We start from the raw sequence: 19,862 nt of genomic DNA on the forward strand, positions 1-19,862 counted from the left end.
AGGGTCGCTGCGTCATGCGCCGTGCTTACCATAAATTAGCGCTCCTCCCCGCCATGGCGCTCATCCTGACGTCGGGCTGCGTCGGGCCGAAATTCCATCGTCCCAAACCATGGACGCCGGACCAGTATCGTATGCCCCAGCGCGGGGGTGAGGCGGGGGTGACAAGTCGCACGACGCAGGACCCGGCGGCGGCAAGTTGGTGGGGCCTCTTCAACGACCCTGAATTATCGTCCCTGCAAGCACGCCTCGCATCTCAGAACCTCGATATTCAGCGCGCCACGACGCAATTGGCGCAAAGCCGTGCCCAGCTTATGATCGCGGGTGCCGGGCGCTACCCGTCTCTTAGCGCGATGGGCAGTTATCAGCGCTCTCAATATAGTACGAAGTTTTTCCAGCGGGCTCTTTCCCAGATCGGTCAGAACAGCAAAGACTCGCTGGGCGCGCAGAATGCCACCCTCCTTGACCAGAGCATCGGCAAAGTTGTCGTGCCACAGCTTAATCAGTGGCAGACCGGGATTGACGCGCAATATGAGCTGGATTTATGGGGCCGGGTTGCGCGACAATATGAGTCCGCCAAGGCCATGTTGCAGGCAACGGATGAGCAGAGGCGTTCCGTCATTATCGCGCAACAGGCCGATCTGGCCTATGATTACCTCGCCCTGCGCGGCTTGCAGGAACAATTGCGCATCCTGAAGGAAAACCGTGCCACCGCGCAGCGGACCTTGGACCTCGCGCGGGAGCGTCAGCATGTCGGGCTGGTGACGGAATTAGACGTCACATCGGCACAGCGGCAACTTGACACGACAACAGCGCAGATTGCCCAGATGGAGCAGCGCGTCACGCAGCAGATCAACGCCATCAACCTTTTATTGGGTCTGCCGCCAGGCTCCCTCGATGATGAGTTGCAGCGCACGGCGGGCATCCCGGTCGTGCCGCCGCGCGTGCCCGTCGGGCTTCCATCTGACCTTGTGCGGCGTCGCCCGGATATCCGGCAGGCTGAAGCGCAACTCCATGCGGCGGTCGCCAATATTGCGGAGGCCGAGGCGGAGTTTTATCCGAAAGTCACCATCAGCGCCGATTTCGGGCTTCAAACCCTGTCCTTCCGTGATCTCGGCTTCTGGAATGCGCGGGCATGGAATGTCGGTCCTTCCATTTCCCTGCCGATCTTCCAGGGTGGGCGCCTGCGCGGCAATCTGATGCTGACCAAATATGCCGAAAAGACAGCGGCCATCACCTATCGCCAGACCGTGCTCGGCGCATGGCGGGATGTCGATAACGCGCTCGTGGCCTATCGGGATGAGCAGAAGCGCCATCAGGGCCTGGTCTCAGCTTCCGCGGCGGCGCGTCGTGCGCTTGACCTGGCGAAAGATCAATATCGCTCCGGCCTCGTCACTTATCTGGATGTTCTTTCCGCCCAGCAGGCGCTTCTCGATGCAGAGATGCAGGTGGCGGACAGCTCCATGACGGTCGCGGCCAATCTCGCGCGCCTTTATAATGCGCTTGGCGGTGGCTGGGAGAATATCGCGCCGGAAGAAGCCGCGAAATCCGCTTTGACTTCAAAAACTTATGACAAACTCACTTCGAGGTGATGGGGCTTGATCTTGCGCAAGTTAACGCGCGTTATAGCATGAGAAGAGGCAGCGACACATAATATCCCATATTTAAGGAGACGGTTTATGACCGGTCAGACGAAGTCTTCCACGTCTAAGGCGGATGTTCCGCGTCGCGCACCGGATTGCACCCTCGTCATCTTCGGTGGTGGTGGTGACCTGACGAAACGCCTCCTTGTGCCTTCACTCTATGATCTGGCGGCGATGGATGTTTTATCGCGGAAATTCCGCATCATCGTCGTTGACCGTATGGAGATGACGTCGGAAGCATGGTCGGCACATCTTTTCGATGAGATTTCCGCCTTTGCCAAAGACAAGGCCGGTGAATTTGCCCATGGGCGCCTCGATAAGAGCGTCTGGCAGAAAATGATGAAAAATGTCGAATTTCTGGCAGGCGACATCACGGAGTCGGAAATCTATCAGCGCGTTGCCACATCTTTGGGCCATAACTCTGCCATTTTCTATTTCGCGGTGGCCGCCCAGTTTTTCGGGACGATCCTTAAAAGTCTGGGCAAGGCAAAGCTGTTCGAGGAGGATGGTTTTTTCCGCCGAGTGATCATTGAGAAGCCCTTCGGCCATAATCTGGCTTCCGCCAAGGCGCTGAACAAAGTCGCGCTGGCCAATGCGCGTGAAGATCAAATTTACCGTATTGATCATTTTTTCGGTAAGGAAGCCGTCCAGAGCATGATGGCCATCCGTTTCGCCAATACTTTATTTGAGCCCCTCTGGCGGCAGGAATATATCGACCACGTCCAGATCACGGCGGCCGAAACGATTGGCGTTGAAAAACGCGGGAAGTTTTACGAGGGCACGGGCGCGCTGCGCGACATGGTGCCCAATCACCTTTTTGTCCTTCTGAGCATCACAGGTATGGCGCCGCCCAGTTCCCTCGCGGCGGAAGTCGTCCGGTCAGAGAAAACGCGACTGCTTGATGCGATCCGGCCGATCAAGGTCAAGGATTTCGTCGTCGCGCAATATCGGGCGGGGAAAGTTGAAGGTGAAAAACGGCCCGCCTACCGGAATGAGCCGGATGTTGATCCGAAGAGTGACGTCGAGACTTACGCGGCGCTGAAGCTCCACATTGATAATTGGCGTTGGGCGGGTGTCCCGTTTTACCTGCGCACCGGCAAGCGCCTCGCCGCGCGGAAGACGGAAGTTGCGGTCATCTTCAAAAAGACGCCTTATCAGCTTTTCAAGCAGGGTTCAGCGGACGCGATGCCGAATGTCATCAGGTTTCAGCTTGACCCGATCCGTGGCCTGGCCATGCATTTCATGGTGAAGGAACCCGGATTGGAGGAGGTCACGACCCCGGTGCAGAATACCTTCCGCTATGATGATTTTTTCAAAAGCCGCGCCAATGTTGGTTATGAAGCGTTGCTTTATGATTGCATGTGCGGTGACCAGATGTTGTTTCAGTCCGCGGCCACGATTGAAGCGGGCTGGGCAGCATTGGAAAGCGTCAATCCGCCCAAAAATCGTAAGCTCTGCTTTTACGCTGCGGGTGATCAAGGGCCGAAGGAAGCGGATCAGCTTCTTGAACGTGACGGGAGGTCGTGGCTTCCGCTCATTGACTGAACCGAACGGTAAGCGCAGGGACGCTGTATCTAAAAAGGGGGTCGCATCATGGCTATGGCGATCGAAGACCACGCTGTCATCGGGGATCTGCGCACGGCAGCGCTGGTCGCCCTTGACGGGTCCATTGATTTCATGTGCTGGCCACGGTTTGACAGCCCGAGTGTCTTTGCACATTTGCTGGAGGAGAAAGCCGGGAGTTTTACCTTGAAGCCGGTCCTGAAGGATGGGTCATATCGCCAGGCTTATATGCCGGATACGAATATCATTCTCACGCGGGTCCTCTCCTCCAGCGGCGTGAGTGAGATTTCGGATTTCATGGTGCCGGCGCCGATTTCCCAGACGCAGCGTCTGATCCGGCGCGTGAAAGCGATACGCGGCGGTATCAGGTTCGATATGCGCTGCGCCCCGCGCTTTAATTACGCGCGCACGGGCCATAAAGTGCATCAATTATCATCCCATGTGGTGATTTTTGAGCCGGACGACCCGCTCTTCCCGAGATTGCGACTGTGTTCGACCGTCAAATTGATTGTCAAAGGCAATGATGTCGTGGCCGAATTCGGCCTTGAATTCGACAAGGTTGCGTTTTTCTCACTGGATGGGGAAACGCAGAAAGAGAATTTCTGTGAAGATGATGAAATGCTCGTCTCGCTCTTTAAAGAGACGGATAGTTATTGGCGCGACTGGGTGGCGCGCTCAGATTATCATGGGCGGTGGCATGATCAGATCATCCGTTCCACACTGGCGCTCAAGCTTCTGACATCGCATGAACTAGGGTCAATGGTTGCGGCGGCGACTTTCGGCCTCCCGGAAGATGTCGGCGGCGAACGGAACTGGGATTACCGTTACTGTTGGATCCGCGACTCGTCCTTTATGGTTTATGCCTTTATGCAGACCGGCCATAAGGAGGAGGCGACGGCTTTCATCCGCTGGGTACATGCGCGGCGGGTCGAGGCGCATCCCGGCCAGGCGCGGCTGAAAGTGCTTTACGCAATTGATGGCCAGCCCATGACGTCCGAGACTGAGCTGGAGCATTTCAGGGGTTATCGCGATTCCCGCCCCGTGCGTATCGGTAATGCGGCGGAAGGTCAGCTCCAGCTCGATATCATCGGCGAAATCATGGACGCGATTTTTCATGCTGATGAAAATTGTGAAAGGCTGAGCTGGGAAGCATGGCGCGCCCTGCGTGAGGGGATCGACTGGCTCTGTTTCAACTGGAATCAGGAAGATGAGAGCATCTGGGAAGTCCGAGGAGGGCGAAGGCATTTCCTGACATCACGCGTCATGTGCTGGGTGGCGTTTGACCGGGCGATCCGTCTGGCGCAGAAACGCGGCCTGCCTTGCGCGATCAATGTCTGGGTGCGGGAACGCAGCGCCATATATAATGATATCCAAACCGGGTTCTGGGATGAGGAACTGGGTTATTACGTACAATATAAAGGCGGGCAGACGATTGATGCTTCATGCCTGATGATGCCGCTTATGGGGTTCATTTCCGATCATGATCCACGCTGGTTGTCGACTCTGGAGGCGGTTGGCGCGCAATTGCTTGATGACAGTCATGTCTATCGTTACCGCACGCAGAAGGATCATGACGGCAAGGATGACCATGCGGGGGATGGTCTATCAGGAAGTGAAGGCACGTTTACAATGTGCTCCTTCTGGTATATCGAGTGCGTCGCCCGCACGGGTGATTTGTTAAAGGCGCGTCTCTTATTTGAAAAGATTCTATCTTACGCCAATCATGTCGGGTTATTTTCTGAAGAAATCGGCCCTTCAGGTGAACATCTTGGTAATTTCCCACAGGCCTTCACGCATATTGCCCTTATTCGGTGTGGCCAATACCTTGATAAAGCTTTCTCCAAATCCGGGGATCGAAATAGTGAATGATAGTCATTATCACGTCTAAATGGGACAAACTTAATCCCTATTATTCACGGATTCGAAATTTTGCATTCTATTGTTTGCGGCACGCGTTATGTGGTGCTAGGCATAGCGCAGTTCACCTCTTGACCAAAGGGTCTATTGGGGACGGTCCGCTATTGCCCTTCCGGGTGCGGCCTTTGGTCCCGTCGAAATAGGTAGTCGTTCCAGTGACTCAAATTTTTGTTGATCACGCTCTTCTCATTTATATCGCGTTCACCGTGGTATTTTTGTGTATTGTCGTGGCTCTGTCCGCTGCTATAGGCCCGCGGCGCGTCGGTGCGGCGCGGGGGCGCTCCATGAGTCTCCCTTACGAGTCCGGCATTATGGAGACGGGTTCAGCGCGGCTGCGCCTCCCGGCACAATATTATCTGTTGGCGGTATTTTTCGTTATTTTCGATGTTGAGGGCGTTTTCATCTATGTCTGGGCGACGGTAACGCGGCAGATGGGGTGGCCCGCTTTCATCACGATTATGAGTTTTATCGTTTTTCTGACTCTGGCACTCGTTTACCTCTGGCGCAGCGGCGCGCTGGAATGGGGCCCCAAACTGCGCCGCGCGAAGGTGCGACCGCCGCAGAACACGCCTGCCGAGCTCGTCAAGATACCCAAGCGCGAGGTTTAAAATTATGTCCTGGACCTTAACCTCAGCCGTCGGCCAGCCGCGGTTGCAAAAGCCGGAGGAGCTCCTTGCCCAGGAGGATGTGCGCCGCAATGTCGTCGTCGGCAAATTGCAGGACTTCATCTCCTGGGGGCAGAAAAACTCTGTCTGGCCGTTCAACTTCGGTCTTTCCTGCTGCTATGTTGAGACAGCCACGGCCTTGACGAGTCGTTACGATATTGCCCGGTTCGGGTCAGAGGTTCTGCGCGCCACGCCGCGAGAGGCGGATCTCATGATCATCGCGGGCACTGTTTTCCGCAAAATGGCGCCGATCGTGAAATATCTTTACGACCAGATGCTTGAGCCTCGCTGGGTGATCTCCATGGGCTCCTGCGCGAATTCGGGCGGTATGTACGACATTTATAGTGTCGTGCAGGGTGTTGACACCATTATGCCGGTCGATGTTTACGTCCCTGGCTGTCCGCCCCGCCCGGATGCCCTGATTGAAGGGCTCATGCTGCTTCAGGACTCTATCGGCAAGCAGCGGCGGCCGCTCAGCTGGATGATCGGTGATCAGGGCGTCACGAAGGTGACACCGCAGAGCATGCGCGACCTTAAACGGGATGAGCGTCGCAAAGCGACCTTCCTGCGCACGCCAGATACCGTATAAAGGCCGGGGTTGTTATGACTGAAGTGACTGAACGCTTGAAGGGAAGCCCGCTCGGGGCTTTCGTCGCCGCCAGGTCGCAGGATGTCGTCCTGCTTGAGGAGGCGACGCGTGACAGTGTTCCCACCTTCTGGGTGCGACGCGGGCAGATCCACGCCCTCCTGAAATCCCTGAAGGCCGATGGTGCCTTGCGGATGCTTTTTGACCTCACAGCGCTTGATGAGCGTGAGCATAAGCACCGCCAGGGATTGCCGGACGCGGATTTCACCGTGGTGTATCACGTCAAATCCTTTTCCGGCCCGCTGGATGAGGTGCGCCTGAAGGTGCCTCTGGATGTCAATGCCCTGAACCTTCCGACTATTACGGATATCTGGCCCAACGCCAATTGGCTGGAGCGGGAAGTCTGGGATCTCTTCGGGATTGTGTTTGAAGGGCACCCGCACCTCACGCGTATCATGACGCCGCCAAGCTGGGTCGGGCATCCCCTGCGTAAAGACCATTACGCCCGCGCGACGGAGCGGCCACCTTACACTTTGTCGGAAGACGAAGTGTTTGACGAGCAGGAAGCCCTGCGCTTTGACCCCAAAGCCTGGGGAATGAAGCGGCACTCCGATAATAGCGACTTCATGTTCCTTAATCTCGGGCCGAACCACCCCAGTGTGCACGGTGTCTTTCGCATCGTCCTGCAGCTTGAGGGTGAGGAAATCGTGGATGCCGTACCGGATATCGGTTTCCACCATCGCGGCGCTGAGAAAATGGCTGAGCGCCAGACCTGGCACTCCTTCATCCCCTATACTGACCGTATCGACTATGTCGGCGGGGTGATGAACAACTTCCCCTATGTTCTCGGTGTTGAGAAACTTGCGGGGATCACCGTCCCACCGCGCGCGCAATTAATGCGCGTCATGCTGGCTGAGTTTTTCCGCATCTCAAGCCATCTCGTTTTCTATGGGACGATGGTGCAGGATCTGGGGCAACTTTCCCCCGTCTTCTATATGTTCAATGATCGTGAGCGCGTGTTCAGCATCATTGAGAAGATCTGCGGCTTCCGCATGCATCCGGCTTTCTTCCGTATTGGCGGCGTGGCGATGGATCTCCCGATCGGCTGGGAGAAAGAGGTCCGGGAATTCCTCGATTTCATGCCGAAGCGCCTTGATGAGTATGACAAGATGGTCATGAAAAACCCCATCTTCCGCGGGCGCACAAAGGGTGTCGGCGTTTATAACACGGCTGAAGCCGTGGATTGGGGCGTGACGGGGCCGGGGCTGCGCGCGACGGGGCTGGCGTGGGATTACCGCAAGGTCGCGCCTTATTCCGGCTATGATCAGATCGATTTCGACATCCCGACCGGCGCAAATGGTGATTGCTATGATCGCGCCGCCGTCCATATGGAGGAAATCCGGCAGAGTCTCCGCATTATCCGCTTCTGCCTCGATAACATGCCGGAAGGGCCGTATAAGGCCGAGCATCCTCTGGCCATGCCGCCGCCAAAACCGCGTACGATGCATGATATTGAAACGCTGATTCATCACTTTGTGGGCGTCAGTTGGGGGCCTGTCATGCCGGCAGGTGAGGTGCGGAGCTGTATTGAAGCGACGAAGGGCCTCAATCAATATTATCTGACAAGTGACGGCGGTACGTCCTCTTATCGTACGCGTATCCGCACGCCCTCTTTCATTCACCTGCAACAAATTCCCCTCCTGGCGAAAGGCGCGATGATCGCGGACCTGATCGCCATTCTGGGAAGCATTGATTTTGTGATGGCCGATGTCGACCGCTGATAACACGGCACAAAACGCCGAACTCCCTTCTGACCTGGTGCAGACCTTCCGCGACATGGCTGCGCATGAGCATCACGCGCGCGGCGCTTCGATTGAGGCATTGAGACTGGTGCAGGAGCGCTTCGGCTGGATCAGCGACGCGCATCTTGCCCAGACCGCGCAGGTTCTGGGCATGACGCCCGCCGATCTGGACGGGATCGCGACTTACTTCAATCTGTTATTCCGAAAGCCTGTTGGCAAAAACGTCATCATGCTCTGTGACAGTGTCTCATGCTGGCTTATGGGGCAGGAGCAGACGCGGGATCGCCTCTGTAAAAAATTGCAGATCAAAATGGGTGAAACCACATCTGACGGTGAATTCACCCTTCTACCGATTGTCTGCCTCGGGCATTGCGACCACGCGCCTGCAATGCTGATCGGCAAGGAGCTGTATGGCCCTGTCCGCCCCGAGGATATCGATGCCATCATCGATGATGTCAGGAGCAAAAATCATGACCACGCCTAACCCGGAAAAGCAGCCGCTCACGGCGCTGGTCAACCGTGAAGCACCGCTCGATCCCGCGCAATATGAGGCGCGCGGCGGTTGGCGCGGTATTCGCCGTGCCCTGACCATGTCTCCGGATGAAGTGATTGAGGAAGTCAAAAATTCCAAATTACGCGGGCGCGGGGGCGCTGGCTTCAATACGGGTCTCAAATGGAGTTTCGTCCCGAAGGAGCCCGCGAAAGACCGTCTCAAATATGTCGTCGCCAATGGCGATGAGATGGAACCGGGCACTTTCAAGGATCGCATCCTTGTTGAGGGCAATCCGCTTCAGCTGATTGAAGGCATGATGATCACCGGGCACGCCATTCAGGCGGATCACGGCATCATCTTTCTGCGCGGGGAATATCATCTGGGGCTTGAGCGGCTGCAGAAAGCGGTCATTCAGGCGCGGGAGGCCGGGTGGCTCGGGAAGAACATTCAGGGCTCCGGATTTGACTTCGATATTCACGTCCACCCCAGTGGCGGGCGCTATATTTGCGGTGAGGAAACGGCGCTGATCACCGCGCTGGAAGGTCGCCGCGCCAATCCACGCAGTAAGCCGCCTTTCCCGCAGGTGGGTGGTTTGTGGGGTGCGCCGACCGTCGTCAATAATATTGAGACGTTCAGCAATGTCCCCCCGATCCTCGCGAACGGCAATGACTGGTATCTTGGCCTCAGTAATTGTGAAGATGGCGGCACCAAACTTTACGGCGTGAGTGGACGAGCGAAAAATCCCGGCGTGTTTGAACTTCCGCTTGGCACGTCCCTTGGGGTGATCCTGAATGAATATGCTGGCGGGATGCAGGATGGCTATAAGCTGCGTGCCTTCCTGCCCGGTGGCGCGTCCACGGCGTTTCTCGGGGCGGAGCATGAAAATATCCTGATGGATTATCCATCTCCGGAGAAAGCGGGCAGCCGTCTCGGCACGGGTCTCGCCATTCTTCTGGATGATCGGACCTGTCCGATCGGCATGTTGAAAAATCTTGAGCATTTCTTTGCACAGGAATCCTGCGGCTGGTGCACACCCTGTCGCGACGGTCTTCCCTGGGTGGAACGCCTCCTGAACGTGATCGAAGATGGAAAAGGCACGCAGGAGGATATAGACCGCCTTCATGATGCGGCCCGCATGATCGGGCCGATGGGCCGCACTTTCTGTGCGCACGCCCCGGGCGCGATCGCGCCACTCTCAAGCGGCCTGACATTGTTCGCAGAGGATTTTCAGAGACATATCCGCCAGCAACGCTGCACCTTCTCGCAAGGTCGTTCAGCTGAGCAGGCGGCTTAGGAGTACCGGCCCGATGGCTAAAATTACGATCGATGGCCGCGAAGTTGAAACGCGGGAAGATCAGAACCTTTTACAGGCATGTCTGGAGTCAGGCTCGGATCTGCCCTATTTCTGCTGGCATCCGGAGCTGGGTTCCGTCGGGGCGTGCCGACAATGCGCCGTCAAGCAATTTGCGAATGCTGAAGATACGCGCGGACGCATCGTCATGGCGTGTATGACGCCTGTGACGGAAGGCGCCATTATTTCAGTCGAGGATCCGGAAGCGAAGGAATTCCGCGGAGAGGTCGTTGAATGGCTGATGACCAACCACCCGCATGATTGCCCGGTTTGTGAGGAGGGTGGTGAGTGCCATCTTCAGGACATGACGGTCATGACCGCGCATCGTGAGCGCCGCTATCGCTTTGATAAGCGCACCCACAATAATCAGGATCTCGGCCCTTTCGTCAAACATGAGATGAATCGCTGCATTGCCTGTTATCGCTGCGTGCGGTTCTATAAGGATTATGCAGGCGGCGGCGATCTCGGCGTTTTCGCGTCACATAATAATGTCTATTTCGGTCGTCATGAGAGCGGCACGCTGGAGAGCCCTTTCAGTGGCAATCTGATTGAAGTCTGCCCGACCGGCGTCTTCACGGACAAGCCTTTCTCCAAAGTATATAGCCGTAAATGGGACATGCGGGGCGCGCCTTCTGTCTGCGCCAATTGTGCCTCCGGCTGTAACACCATTATTAATGAGCGCGCGGGCATCGTGCGTCGTACGGTCAATCGTTATAATAATGACGTCAACCGGTACTTCCTTTGTGACCGTGGCCGGTTCGGTCATGGCTGGGTCAATGCCGAGACACGCCTGCGCGCGGCCGGTTATGTCGTCAATGGTGAGATGACAGCCGCGCCCGTCCAGACCGTGCTGGAAGAATTTGGGCGCATCGCGTCCGGGACGAAGCTTCTCGGTATCGGGTCACCCCGCGCGTCGCTGGAGTCCAATTTTGCATTGCGGACCCTTGTCGGGGCGGAGAATTTCTCGTCCGGCATGGCGGTGCCGCATCACGATCTCGTCAATCTGGCTGTTGAGCTGATGCAGGTCACGCCCGCAAAAGTCGCAACGATGGCGGAAATGGAAAAATCTGACGGTGCCGTCATCCTCGGTGAGGATATCACGGCGACGGCGCCGCGTATGAGCCTTGCCCTCCGGCAGATCAAACGTTCCGCCTGCAATAAAGCGGCGGACCAGGCCCGCGTGCCGCAATGGCTTGATGCTTCTGTGCGCACTCTGGGTCAGGATACGGTCTCACCGCTGATGGTTCTCTCCCCCGCACAGACAGACCTCGATGCTTTCGCGGCCTCGACCTATCGTGCGCTTCCGGAGATGATCGCGCGGATCGGTTTCGCTGTGGCGCATCAGATTGATGGCAGCGCGCCCATTATCGCCGGATTGTCGGAAGATGAAGCGGCTCAAGCCAGTGCCATGGCTGACCTTTTATTGAGCGCAGAGCGGCCTCTAATCGTCTCAGGGCTGCAATATGCCTCGGAAGCGCTGCTGCATGCGACCGCCAACATCGCGCGCGCTTTGACAGCGCGGGGTAAGTCACCCGCTATTGCCTTCGCCATGCCGGAGGCAAATAGCGTCGGCATGGCCCTGATGGGTGGCTTGTCGCTTGACGAAATCAGCGCTCAGGCAAAGGGCGCGACATTGATCGTCCTCGAAAATGACCTCTCCCGCCGCCTTGATGACACGCGTTTCAACGCGTTGATTGACGCAGCGGAAAAACTGGTTGTGATCGAGCATTCGGTGACGCCAACCGCTATCCGCTCTGACATCACCGTGCCTTCCGCCAGTTATGCAGAGTGCGAGGGGACGCTTGTCAGCGCTGAAGGGCGGGCGCAGCGTTTTCTGCAGGTGGTTTATCCTGACGCCCCCATTCAGGTGGCATGGCGGTGGATCGCCGATTTTGCAAAAGCGGCGCAGATCAGTGACTTCCCGAAATGGAAAACGCTGGATGATGTTGCCAGTGCGCTCAGCCGGGATATTCCCGCCCTGAGCCGTGCTTCCGAGGCCGCGCCGCATGCGGATTACCGTTTTGAAGGGCGTCAGCTCCGCAGCCAGACGGATCGCGTCAGCGGGCGCACCGCCATCCGCGCGCACATCAGTGTTAAGGATGTCGCGCCGCCTCATTCATCGGATACGCCTCTGGGCGCCACGATGGAGGGTTCCTACGGCCCTGATATGCCGGGGAGCCTCGTGCCCTATTATCGCGTGCCGGGCTGGAATTCCGAGCAGTCTCTCAATCGTTTCCAGCAGGAAATCGGTGGCGAGATGCGCGGCGGGCCGAGCGGCGTTCGGTTGATAGAGCCACGTGAGGCTGAGGCGGGTGCCTATCGCGGCACGGCCCCTGATGCCCCGACGGCCCGCCCGGGCCAGATATTGGTTCTGCCGGAATATCGTGTCTTCGGGACGGATGAACTTGCACCTTTATCGCCGGCCATCAAGCAGCGTGCTGATGAGGCATTCCTGCGCATTTCGGGCCAGGTGCCAGCGGGTGCAATAGCGATCCTGAAGCTTGACGGGCAGGAAGTCACGCTACCTGTCCGGGGGGATACGTCCCTGCCGGAAGGCGTCGTGACCTGCCCACCGCATATGGCCGTGCGCGCATGGAGCACACCATCATGGACCGAAATTGAACTCAGATTGCCAGCGCAACTGGATGCAGCGGGGAACGGCTAATGACTTTCCCGATTTACGTCATGATTGTCGTCACCGTCTTCGCCGTCCTTGGCGTTGCGGCTGTCTCAACAATGGTGGAGCGTCGCCTCCTCGGCTTTCTGCAGGATCGCCCGGGCCCTAACCGGTGCGGGCCTTTCGGGTCGCTGCAGCTTCTGGCAGACGCCATCAAAATGCTCTTCAAGCAGGATTGGGTGCCACCTTTTGCGGACAAGCCGGTCTTCCTGCTGGCCCCGATCATCGGGTTTCTCTGTGTTCTCCTCGCTTTCGGGGTTGTGCCGATCACGCCAAGCTGGAGCATCGCCTCGGATCTCAATGTCGGCGTACTGTTTGTCTTTGCGATGGCGGGGCTGGGCGTTTATTCCGTCGTGCTCGCCGGTTGGTCATCCAATAATAAATATGCCCTGTTGGGGGGGATGCGCGCTGCGGCGCAGATGATCAGTTACGAAGTGTTTATGGGCCTGTCCGTCATGGGCGTGGTGATGCTCACCGGCTCCTTCAGTCTGCGCGCCATCGTCGATGCGCAGACCCATATGTGGTTCATTATCCCGCAATTTCTGGGCGCGGTGATTTTCTTCATCGCCGGTATCGCCGAAACACACCGTCTTCCCTTCGACCTGCCGGAGGGTGAGAATGAAATCACGGCGGGTTTCCATACAGAATATTCCGGCATGAAGTTCGGTATGTTCTATCTGGCGGAATATGCCGGTATGGCCATGACGTCGGCGCTTGTCACCACACTTTACTTAGGTGGCTGGCATGGTCCGTTTCTGCCGCCTTTTATCTGGTTTGTGCTGAAGGTTTTCCTGCTGATCTGCTTCTTCATCCTGCTCCGCGCCGCGCTGCCGCGCCCGCGTTATGACCAGCTGATGGCTTTCGGCTGGAAGGTGCTTCTGCCGCTATCGCTGTTGAATATTGTCGTTACCGGCGCAGTTATTTTGCTGCGCGCAGGCGGCTGAGGGCTGCATCATGTTTGGAATTATCCGCACAATCTGGCTCACCTTCCTGCATCTGTTTCAGCGTAATGAGACAGTGCCCTATCCGGAGGTTAAGCCCTATCTGTCGCCGCGCTATCGCGGTCGCATCGTTCTGACGCGTGACCCGAGCGGGGAGGAGCGCTGCGTTGCCTGCAATCTCTGCGCTGCCGCTTGCCCGGTTGACTGCATCTCGCTCCAGAAGGGTGAGCGGGACGGGCGCTGGTATCCTGAGTTCTTTCAGATCAACTTCTCACGCTGCATTTTCTGCGGTTTCTGTGAGGAGGCGTGCCCGACTTACGCCATCCAGCTCACGCCGGATTTTGAGATGAGTGAATATGTGCGCCAGAATCTCGTTTATGAGAAAGAAGACCTTCTCATCAGTGGGCCGGGGAAGGTTCATGATTATAGCTTCTATAACGTGTCCGGGCTTAAGATCCCCGGCAAAGACAAGGGCGAGGCAGAGCATGAAGCCAAACCGATCGACCTTCATACATTGATGCCCTGAGTATGAATTATCTTCTCGAAATTTATGGGCTGGTTGCCATCTGCGCTGCGGCGATGGCGGTCACCCGGACGATCGCGGTGCATGGTCTGCTTTACATGGTGGTGTCGCTGATCGCGCTCGCATGTGTTTTTGACCAGCTTGGTGCCCCGCTTGCGGCGATGCTTGAAATCGTTGTTTATGCGGGTGCCGTGATGGTTCTCTTTATCTTCGTGGTGATGATGGTCAATCTTGGCCAGTCTGATCAACAGCGTGAGAAGGCCTGGTTGGCCCCGCATGTCTGGGCGGGCCCTGGTGGGCTGGCGGCGCTTCTGATGATCGTGCTTGTCACGAGCTTCCATCGGATGAGTGCGGCGGACAGGTCCGTGATCACTGACACCCACGTCATCGGGCCTGACCTGGTCGCGCACAGTCTTTACCGGCCCTATCTGCTGACGGTTGAGCTTGCCTCCTTCCTGCTCCTGGCAGGGCTGGTCAGCGCGTACCACATCGGCCGCCGCATCGGGAAGGATAGCTGATCATGAACGCCAGTGATCCCAATCTGGGTCTCATCATCGCCGCATTCCTCTTTAGTATCGGCCTCTTCGGCGTCATGGTGCGCCGCAACCTGCTTTTTATGCTGCTCTCGACAGAAGTCATGCTGAACGCGGTCGCGCTCGCCTTTATCTCGGCCGGGAATAAGTGGCATCAGGCGGATGGCCAGATCATGTTCATCATGATCATCGCCTACGCTGCCGCCGAAGCTTCGGTGGGGTTGGCAATTGTTTTAAGGCTGCACGCGGCAGGGCACGCAACGCTCGATGCCGACTCGTGCAACCGTCTGAAAGGTTGAGGCAATGGCATCGTTGCTCCCTGTCATTATTCTGTGCCCACTGCTTGTTTCCGTCATTCTGATCCTGACGGGCGGACGGCTGTCAGCGCGGCCGACAACGTTGCTCGTCGGGGCCGGGATGGGTCTGTGCGCCCTTCTGTCCATTTATGTTTCCTGCAATTTTCTGGCCGGTCCGGTATCAGATGGCGCAATCCACACGACCCTCTGGAACTGGATCAGTGTCGATAATTTCTCGGCGCAGGTCGGGCTGACGCTGGACAGGCTTTCCGTCGTCATGCTGCTTGTCGTGTCCTGTGTGGGCTTCCTCATCCTGATCTATGCCTGCGCCTATATGTATGACGACAAGGATATCGGGCGTTTCTTCGCCTATATGACGCTGTTCGTCGCCTCCATGTTGCTGCTGGTTCTCGCTTCCGACCTCACAGTGCTGTTTGTTGGATGGGAAGGCGTCGGGCTGTGCTCTTACCTCCTGATCGGCTTCTGGTATCATGAGCGGCCGAACGCCCTTGCGGCGCGCAAGGCTTTCGTCGTGACGCGTATCGGCGATGCGTTGTTTCTGCTCGGCCTCTTTGTTTTCGCGACGGCAGCGGGCACACTGGATATCCCCTCTCTCATCCTTGCCGCCCCCGGTCTGCCGCATCATCTTCTGACGCTGGGCATGTTCTTCCTGCTTGGCGGTGCCATGGCGAAATCCGCGCAAGTGCCGTTACAGACCTGGCTCCCCGATGCCATGGCAGGGCCGACACCCGTTTCCGCCCTGATCCACGCGGCGACGATGGTGACGGCTGGGGTTTATCTTCTGGCGCGTCTCCACGATGCCCTGCTGCTGACACCCGCCGTCATGCATGTCTGCGCCGTTGTCGGGTTTGTCACAATTTTACTGGCGGCGGGCAGTGCGCTTGTTCAGACGGATATCAAGCGCATCCTTGCTTATTCGACGATGAGCCAGCTTGGCTATATGTATCTCGCGATTGGCTGCGGTGCCTGGCATGGTGCTATTTTTCACCTCGTGACCCATGCGTTTTTCAAGGCGTTGCTGTTCATGACGGCGGGCACGATTATCCTGCGCCTTCATCATGAGCAGGATATCTTCCGCATGGGGGGGCTGCGCCAGCGTATGCCGGGTGTGTTCGCTGCTTTCCTGATCGGTTCCGCCGCGCTGGCTGGCTTACCTCTGGTGACGGCAGGTTACTTCTCAAAGGAAATGATCCTTCAGGACGCGTTTAATGTCGCGCCGCTTTACTGGGCGGGTGCGCTCCTGGGCGCCTTCATGACGTCGATCTACATCTTCCGCTGCGTTTTTATCGTTTTCTGGGGCGGCACGCGCACGCATGATCACGGGCGCACGGGCCTCGCCATGGCGCTGCCCATGTCGGTCCTCGCCGTGCTCTCCATCGCGGGCGGATGGATGCAGATCCCGGACGCGATTTACCCCGTCCATCTCTTCTCGAACCTGCTGCGCCCTGTACTCGGCCCCATCGCGGAAGAGCATGGCAGCGCGCTGCTCATTATCGGGTCGATCGTGCCGTTGATCGGCGTGACGATGGCGTGGTTTCTCTGGCGCCCCAAAAACCAGGCACCGCAGCCGGCTGGAGGCGTCCTGATTGAAACATTGCGTGCGGATTGGGGCTTTGACGCGGTTTATAACGCGGCCGTTTCACGTCCCTATGAAATCGTGGCGCGCATTAATCAGAGTGACTTCATTGACCGCTTTTACGGTTTGGTGGGGCTGATGGTTTACAGCCTCGGTTGGTTGTTCGCAAAATTCCAAAACGGTCAGGTCCGTCGTTATGCGTGCTGGGTAGCCGCGGCGACGGTTGTGGCCCTGTATCTGGCGGTATAACGATGCTGGCACTTCCTGCTCTCGTTCTCATTCCCTTTATTGGCGGGCTTTTGGCCTGGCTTCTTGGCCTTAATGGCGGGATGCGCCTGCCGCGGACGATCAGCGTTCTGACGGTTCTGTTGATGGGTGCGCTTCTGATTCCGTTCACCCTTCATGGCCAGCAAGGCTGGATGGCGCAATTCCTCATCCCCTGGATCCCGGCTGTCGGCATTAATTGTCATCTCTCCATGGACGGGTTAAGCCTCATTATGTTGTGGCTCAATGTCCTGATTGCGCTGCCCTGCATTTTACTGCCCTGCGCACAGGTCAAGGAACGCGGCGGTTTGTTTCAATGCCTGCTGCTTATGACAGTTGCCGGTATGAGTGGTGTCTTCCTCGCGACCGACCTGATGCTGTTTTTCTTCTTCTGGGAGATGATGCTTCTGCCGATGTTCGCGCTGATCATCATCTGGGGCGATGAGAATAGAGGTCGCGCCGCGCTTAAATTTTTCATGTTCACGCAGGGCAGCGGCCTGTTGATGATGCTGTCCATGATCGGGGTGGTGCTGTTGCATCAGCATGAGGCCGGAGTCGTGACGTTTGATTACGCGGATCTCGCGGGTACGGCCGCATCATCCCGTTGGTCCTACGTGCTGATGCTGGGCTTTTTCATCGCCTTTGCCGTCAAATTGCCGATGGTGCCTTTCCATGCCTGGCTGCCGGACACTTATGCCTCGGCCCCCATCCCGGCGACATTGCTTCTGTCCGGCGTAATGGCCAAAACGGGCGGATATGGCCTGATCCGCTTTGTCTGGGAGCTTTACCCGTCAGCGGCACCATTGATCGCGCCGGTTGCCATGACGCTTGGCGTGATCGGTCTGATCTATTGTGCCTGGATCGCTTTTGCGCAGAATGACCTCAAGCGGTTGATCGCTTATTCCTCCGTCAGTCACCTGGGCTTTATCCTTCTCGGGATTTTCTCAGGGACAAAAATCGGGCTTGAGGGTGCGGTCATCCAGATGGTGGCGCATGGCCTCAGCACGGGCGCGCTCTTCATCATCGCGGGCTTGTTGGAGGATCGCCTCCAGACACGCGATATGGGTAGAATGGGCGGTTTATGGCCCGCCATGCCCCAATTTTCCGGTCTGGCCATGTTATTCGCAGCGGCCTCGCTGGGCCTGCCGGGTCTCGGCAATTTCATCGGGGAATTCCTGACGCTGCTCGGCACCTGGTCGGTCAGTCACACAATGGCGATTATCTCCGCATCAGCTCTCATCCTCTCCTCAGTCTATTCTCTGACAATGATGCTCCGCATTTTTTACGGGCCGAAAACGTCGGATCAGGCGCGTCCGCTTGGTCCGGTCTCCTACCGGCATGTTTCCCTCCTTGGCGGGGCGGCTCTGCTGTTGATTGCGCTTGGCGTTTATCCGCAGCCCGTGCTTGACCGATCCAACCCGGCACTCCCGGAAATGGCCCGTATCGCACAGGAGCAGCAGGTTCCATGATGGCGTCCTCCATGTTGACTCAAACGACTATCCCCAATGGCGTGCTTGTCCTCGGTGCTGGCAGCCTGATCCTGATGGCGCTTGTCGCTATACGGCGTCACGTCATGCGCGACGCTGTTTTTTCGGCCCTGATTCTGATAGCTGCGGCCTTCAGCCTCGCCATGCCGCAGATCCTGCCGCATCTTGAGGGGCTGACACTGTTCCGGCTGGATTCATGGAGCACCTTTACCAGTCTGCTGATCATTTTCTGCGCGATATCCGTCATCCTCATGGCGCCGGTCAAAGCGAGCGGGGGTGATGCGCAGACGGGGAGCGAATTTTACATTCTGCTTCTGATTTCCACCCTGGGTGCCGTCGCGATGACGAGCGCGGTGTCGATCGTCACGTTCTTCATTGGGCTTGAAACATTGAGCCTGTCTCTCATCGGACTGATCGCCTTTAATAATCGCAGCCTCCTCGCGGGTGAGGCGGGAATGAAATATTTGATCCTCTCCGGCGTCGCCTCGGGGGTGATGCTTTTCGGCTTCGCGCTGATTTATGCGGAAACAGGTTCACTGACCTTCCGTTTCCCCAATCTGGATAATATTCCATCACCCGGCATCGCTTATGCGGGGCTCACGCTTTTCCTGACGGGGTTATTCTTCAAACTCTCCGCGGTGCCATTTCACCTCTGGCTGGCTGACGTGCTGGAAGGGACGTCGATCCCGGTTGCAGTCATTGTTGCGGTCACGTCAAAAGTCGCGGTGTTTGCGGCGATGATGCGTTATTTCTCGACGATCAACCTTTTTGCGCCCGGTATTTTATATGATGAAATCGCGATTGTCGCGATCCTCAGCATGGTCGGTGGCAATTTGCTCGCGATCGTGCAGAAAGACCTTCGCCGCCTCATGGCCGGGTCCTCCATTGCCCATATCGGTTACCTTCTGGTCGCTTTCCTCTCGCCAATGCCCTACGGTTTCCCGAGTGCGGCATTCTACCTGGCTGCCTATACGGTATCGACTCTGGCCGTTTTTGCCGTGATGGCGGGTGTCATGCCGCAATCCCGTGATATTCGCCAATGGCACGGGCTCGCGCGCAAGCGGCCTTTCGCGGCACTCGTCATGTCCATCGCGCTCGTATCGCTCGCGGGTATTCCGCCTGTCGTCGGGTTCTTTGCGAAATTCTATGTTGCGGCGGCAGGACTTGCAGCCCATCGCCACTGGCTGCTTGCGGCGCTGGTCATCAGCAGCGTGATCGGACTCTTCTATTATCTGCGCGTGATCTTCGTCATGATGACGCCGGGCCGCAACGATGAGACGCATGAGCTTGCGCCGCAAAGCCCCAATGTTTCCAATGTGGCGTTGATCACTATTCTCGCTTGCCTGACCGTCATGTTGGGTGCGCTGCCGAACGGGCTGATTTTGCGAAGTCAGAGCCTTGAAATCGGGGCCCCGCCGCTCGCGACGTCGCCGGCTTTGTCCTCCTACCCATCGAAGCATAACGGTGCCCTGCCCGGGCCGGGCTAGGACAGTAACAAACCGTGCGCGGTGCGTGTGTAATCAACGG

16 protein-coding genes are annotated in these 19,862 nt (G+C 57.4%); all 16 read left to right on the forward strand.

Annotated features, from left to right (window positions below; all coding sequences use genetic code 11):
* Positions 1-14 precede the first annotated feature (14 nt).
* The 16 genes from N5W20_RS08965 (at position 15) to N5W20_RS09040 (ending at position 19,822) form a co-directional block, all read left to right on the forward strand.
* Positions 15-1,589 (forward strand): efflux transporter outer membrane subunit, encoded by a 1,575-nt coding sequence (locus tag N5W20_RS08965; RefSeq protein WP_319806798.1) that lies wholly within the window; start codon positions 15-17, stop codon positions 1,587-1,589.
* 87 nt (positions 1,590-1,676) lie between these two features.
* On the forward strand, positions 1,677-3,185 hold the full coding sequence (zwf, locus tag N5W20_RS08970) for a glucose-6-phosphate dehydrogenase (RefSeq protein WP_319806799.1): 1,509 nt from the start codon (positions 1,677-1,679) through the stop codon (positions 3,183-3,185).
* A 48-nt stretch (positions 3,186-3,233) separates the two neighbouring features.
* The gene (locus N5W20_RS08975) at positions 3,234-5,072 is read left to right on the forward strand and encodes a glycoside hydrolase family 15 protein (protein ID WP_319806800.1); all 1,839 of its coding nucleotides are present in this window, start codon (positions 3,234-3,236) and stop codon (positions 5,070-5,072) included.
* A gap of 275 nt (positions 5,073-5,347) precedes the next feature.
* A complete protein-coding gene (locus N5W20_RS08980; RefSeq protein ID WP_319806801.1) occupies positions 5,348-5,728 on the forward strand; it encodes an NADH-quinone oxidoreductase subunit A in 381 nt (126 codons plus the stop codon).
* A gap of 4 nt (positions 5,729-5,732) precedes the next feature.
* Positions 5,733-6,374 (forward strand): NADH-quinone oxidoreductase subunit B, encoded by a 642-nt coding sequence (locus tag N5W20_RS08985; protein ID WP_319806802.1) that lies wholly within the window; start codon positions 5,733-5,735, stop codon positions 6,372-6,374.
* Positions 6,375-6,388: 14 nt separating this feature from the next.
* Positions 6,389-8,152, forward strand: a complete 1,764-nt coding sequence (gene nuoC, locus N5W20_RS08990) for an NADH-quinone oxidoreductase subunit C/D (protein ID WP_320414757.1) — start codon at positions 6,389-6,391, stop codon at positions 8,150-8,152.
* Positions 8,139-8,657, forward strand: a complete 519-nt coding sequence (gene nuoE, locus N5W20_RS08995; RefSeq protein WP_319806803.1) for an NADH-quinone oxidoreductase subunit NuoE — start codon at positions 8,139-8,141, stop codon at positions 8,655-8,657. The genes nuoC and nuoE overlap by 14 nt, the downstream gene beginning before the upstream one ends.
* Complete coding sequence (gene nuoF / locus N5W20_RS09000; protein WP_319806804.1) at positions 8,644-9,960, forward strand: NADH-quinone oxidoreductase subunit NuoF; 1,317 nt, start codon at positions 8,644-8,646, stop codon at positions 9,958-9,960. The genes nuoE and nuoF overlap by 14 nt, the downstream gene beginning before the upstream one ends.
* Before the next feature lie 13 nt (positions 9,961-9,973).
* Positions 9,974-12,682: an NADH-quinone oxidoreductase subunit NuoG gene (gene nuoG / locus N5W20_RS09005; protein ID WP_319806805.1), complete on the forward strand. Its 2,709-nt coding sequence runs from the start codon at positions 9,974-9,976 to the stop codon at positions 12,680-12,682.
* Positions 12,682-13,638: an NADH-quinone oxidoreductase subunit NuoH gene (gene nuoH / locus N5W20_RS09010; protein WP_319806806.1), complete on the forward strand. Its 957-nt coding sequence runs from the start codon at positions 12,682-12,684 to the stop codon at positions 13,636-13,638. Before nuoG ends, nuoH begins: the two co-directional genes overlap by 1 nt.
* 10 nt (positions 13,639-13,648) lie before the next feature.
* Positions 13,649-14,161, forward strand: coding sequence for an NADH-quinone oxidoreductase subunit NuoI (gene nuoI / locus N5W20_RS09015; RefSeq protein WP_319806807.1), 513 nt, complete (start codon positions 13,649-13,651; stop codon positions 14,159-14,161).
* Between the two features lie 2 nt (positions 14,162-14,163).
* Positions 14,164-14,676 (forward strand): NADH-quinone oxidoreductase subunit J, encoded by a 513-nt coding sequence (gene nuoJ, locus N5W20_RS09020; protein ID WP_319806808.1) that lies wholly within the window; start codon positions 14,164-14,166, stop codon positions 14,674-14,676.
* 2 nt (positions 14,677-14,678) lie between these two features.
* Entirely contained in the window at positions 14,679-14,990 is a 312-nt protein-coding gene (gene nuoK / locus N5W20_RS09025) for an NADH-quinone oxidoreductase subunit NuoK (RefSeq protein WP_319806809.1), read from the forward strand.
* 4 nt (positions 14,991-14,994) lie between these two features.
* The gene (gene nuoL / locus N5W20_RS09030; protein WP_319806810.1) at positions 14,995-16,833 is read left to right on the forward strand and encodes an NADH-quinone oxidoreductase subunit L; all 1,839 of its coding nucleotides are present in this window, start codon (positions 14,995-14,997) and stop codon (positions 16,831-16,833) included.
* Positions 16,834-16,835: 2 nt separating this feature from the next.
* Positions 16,836-18,317, forward strand: coding sequence for a complex I subunit 4 family protein (locus N5W20_RS09035; protein ID WP_319806811.1), 1,482 nt, complete (start codon positions 16,836-16,838; stop codon positions 18,315-18,317).
* 11 nt (positions 18,318-18,328) lie between these two features.
* Positions 18,329-19,822, forward strand: coding sequence for an NADH-quinone oxidoreductase subunit N (locus N5W20_RS09040; RefSeq protein WP_319806812.1), 1,494 nt, complete (start codon positions 18,329-18,331; stop codon positions 19,820-19,822).
* Positions 19,823-19,862: the final 40 nt, after the last annotated feature.

Origin of the sequence: Candidatus Kirkpatrickella diaphorinae (genome assembly GCF_025736875.1) — a bacterium.
In the GTDB taxonomy this organism is placed as follows: domain Bacteria; phylum Pseudomonadota; class Alphaproteobacteria; order Acetobacterales; family Acetobacteraceae; genus Sorlinia; species Sorlinia diaphorinae.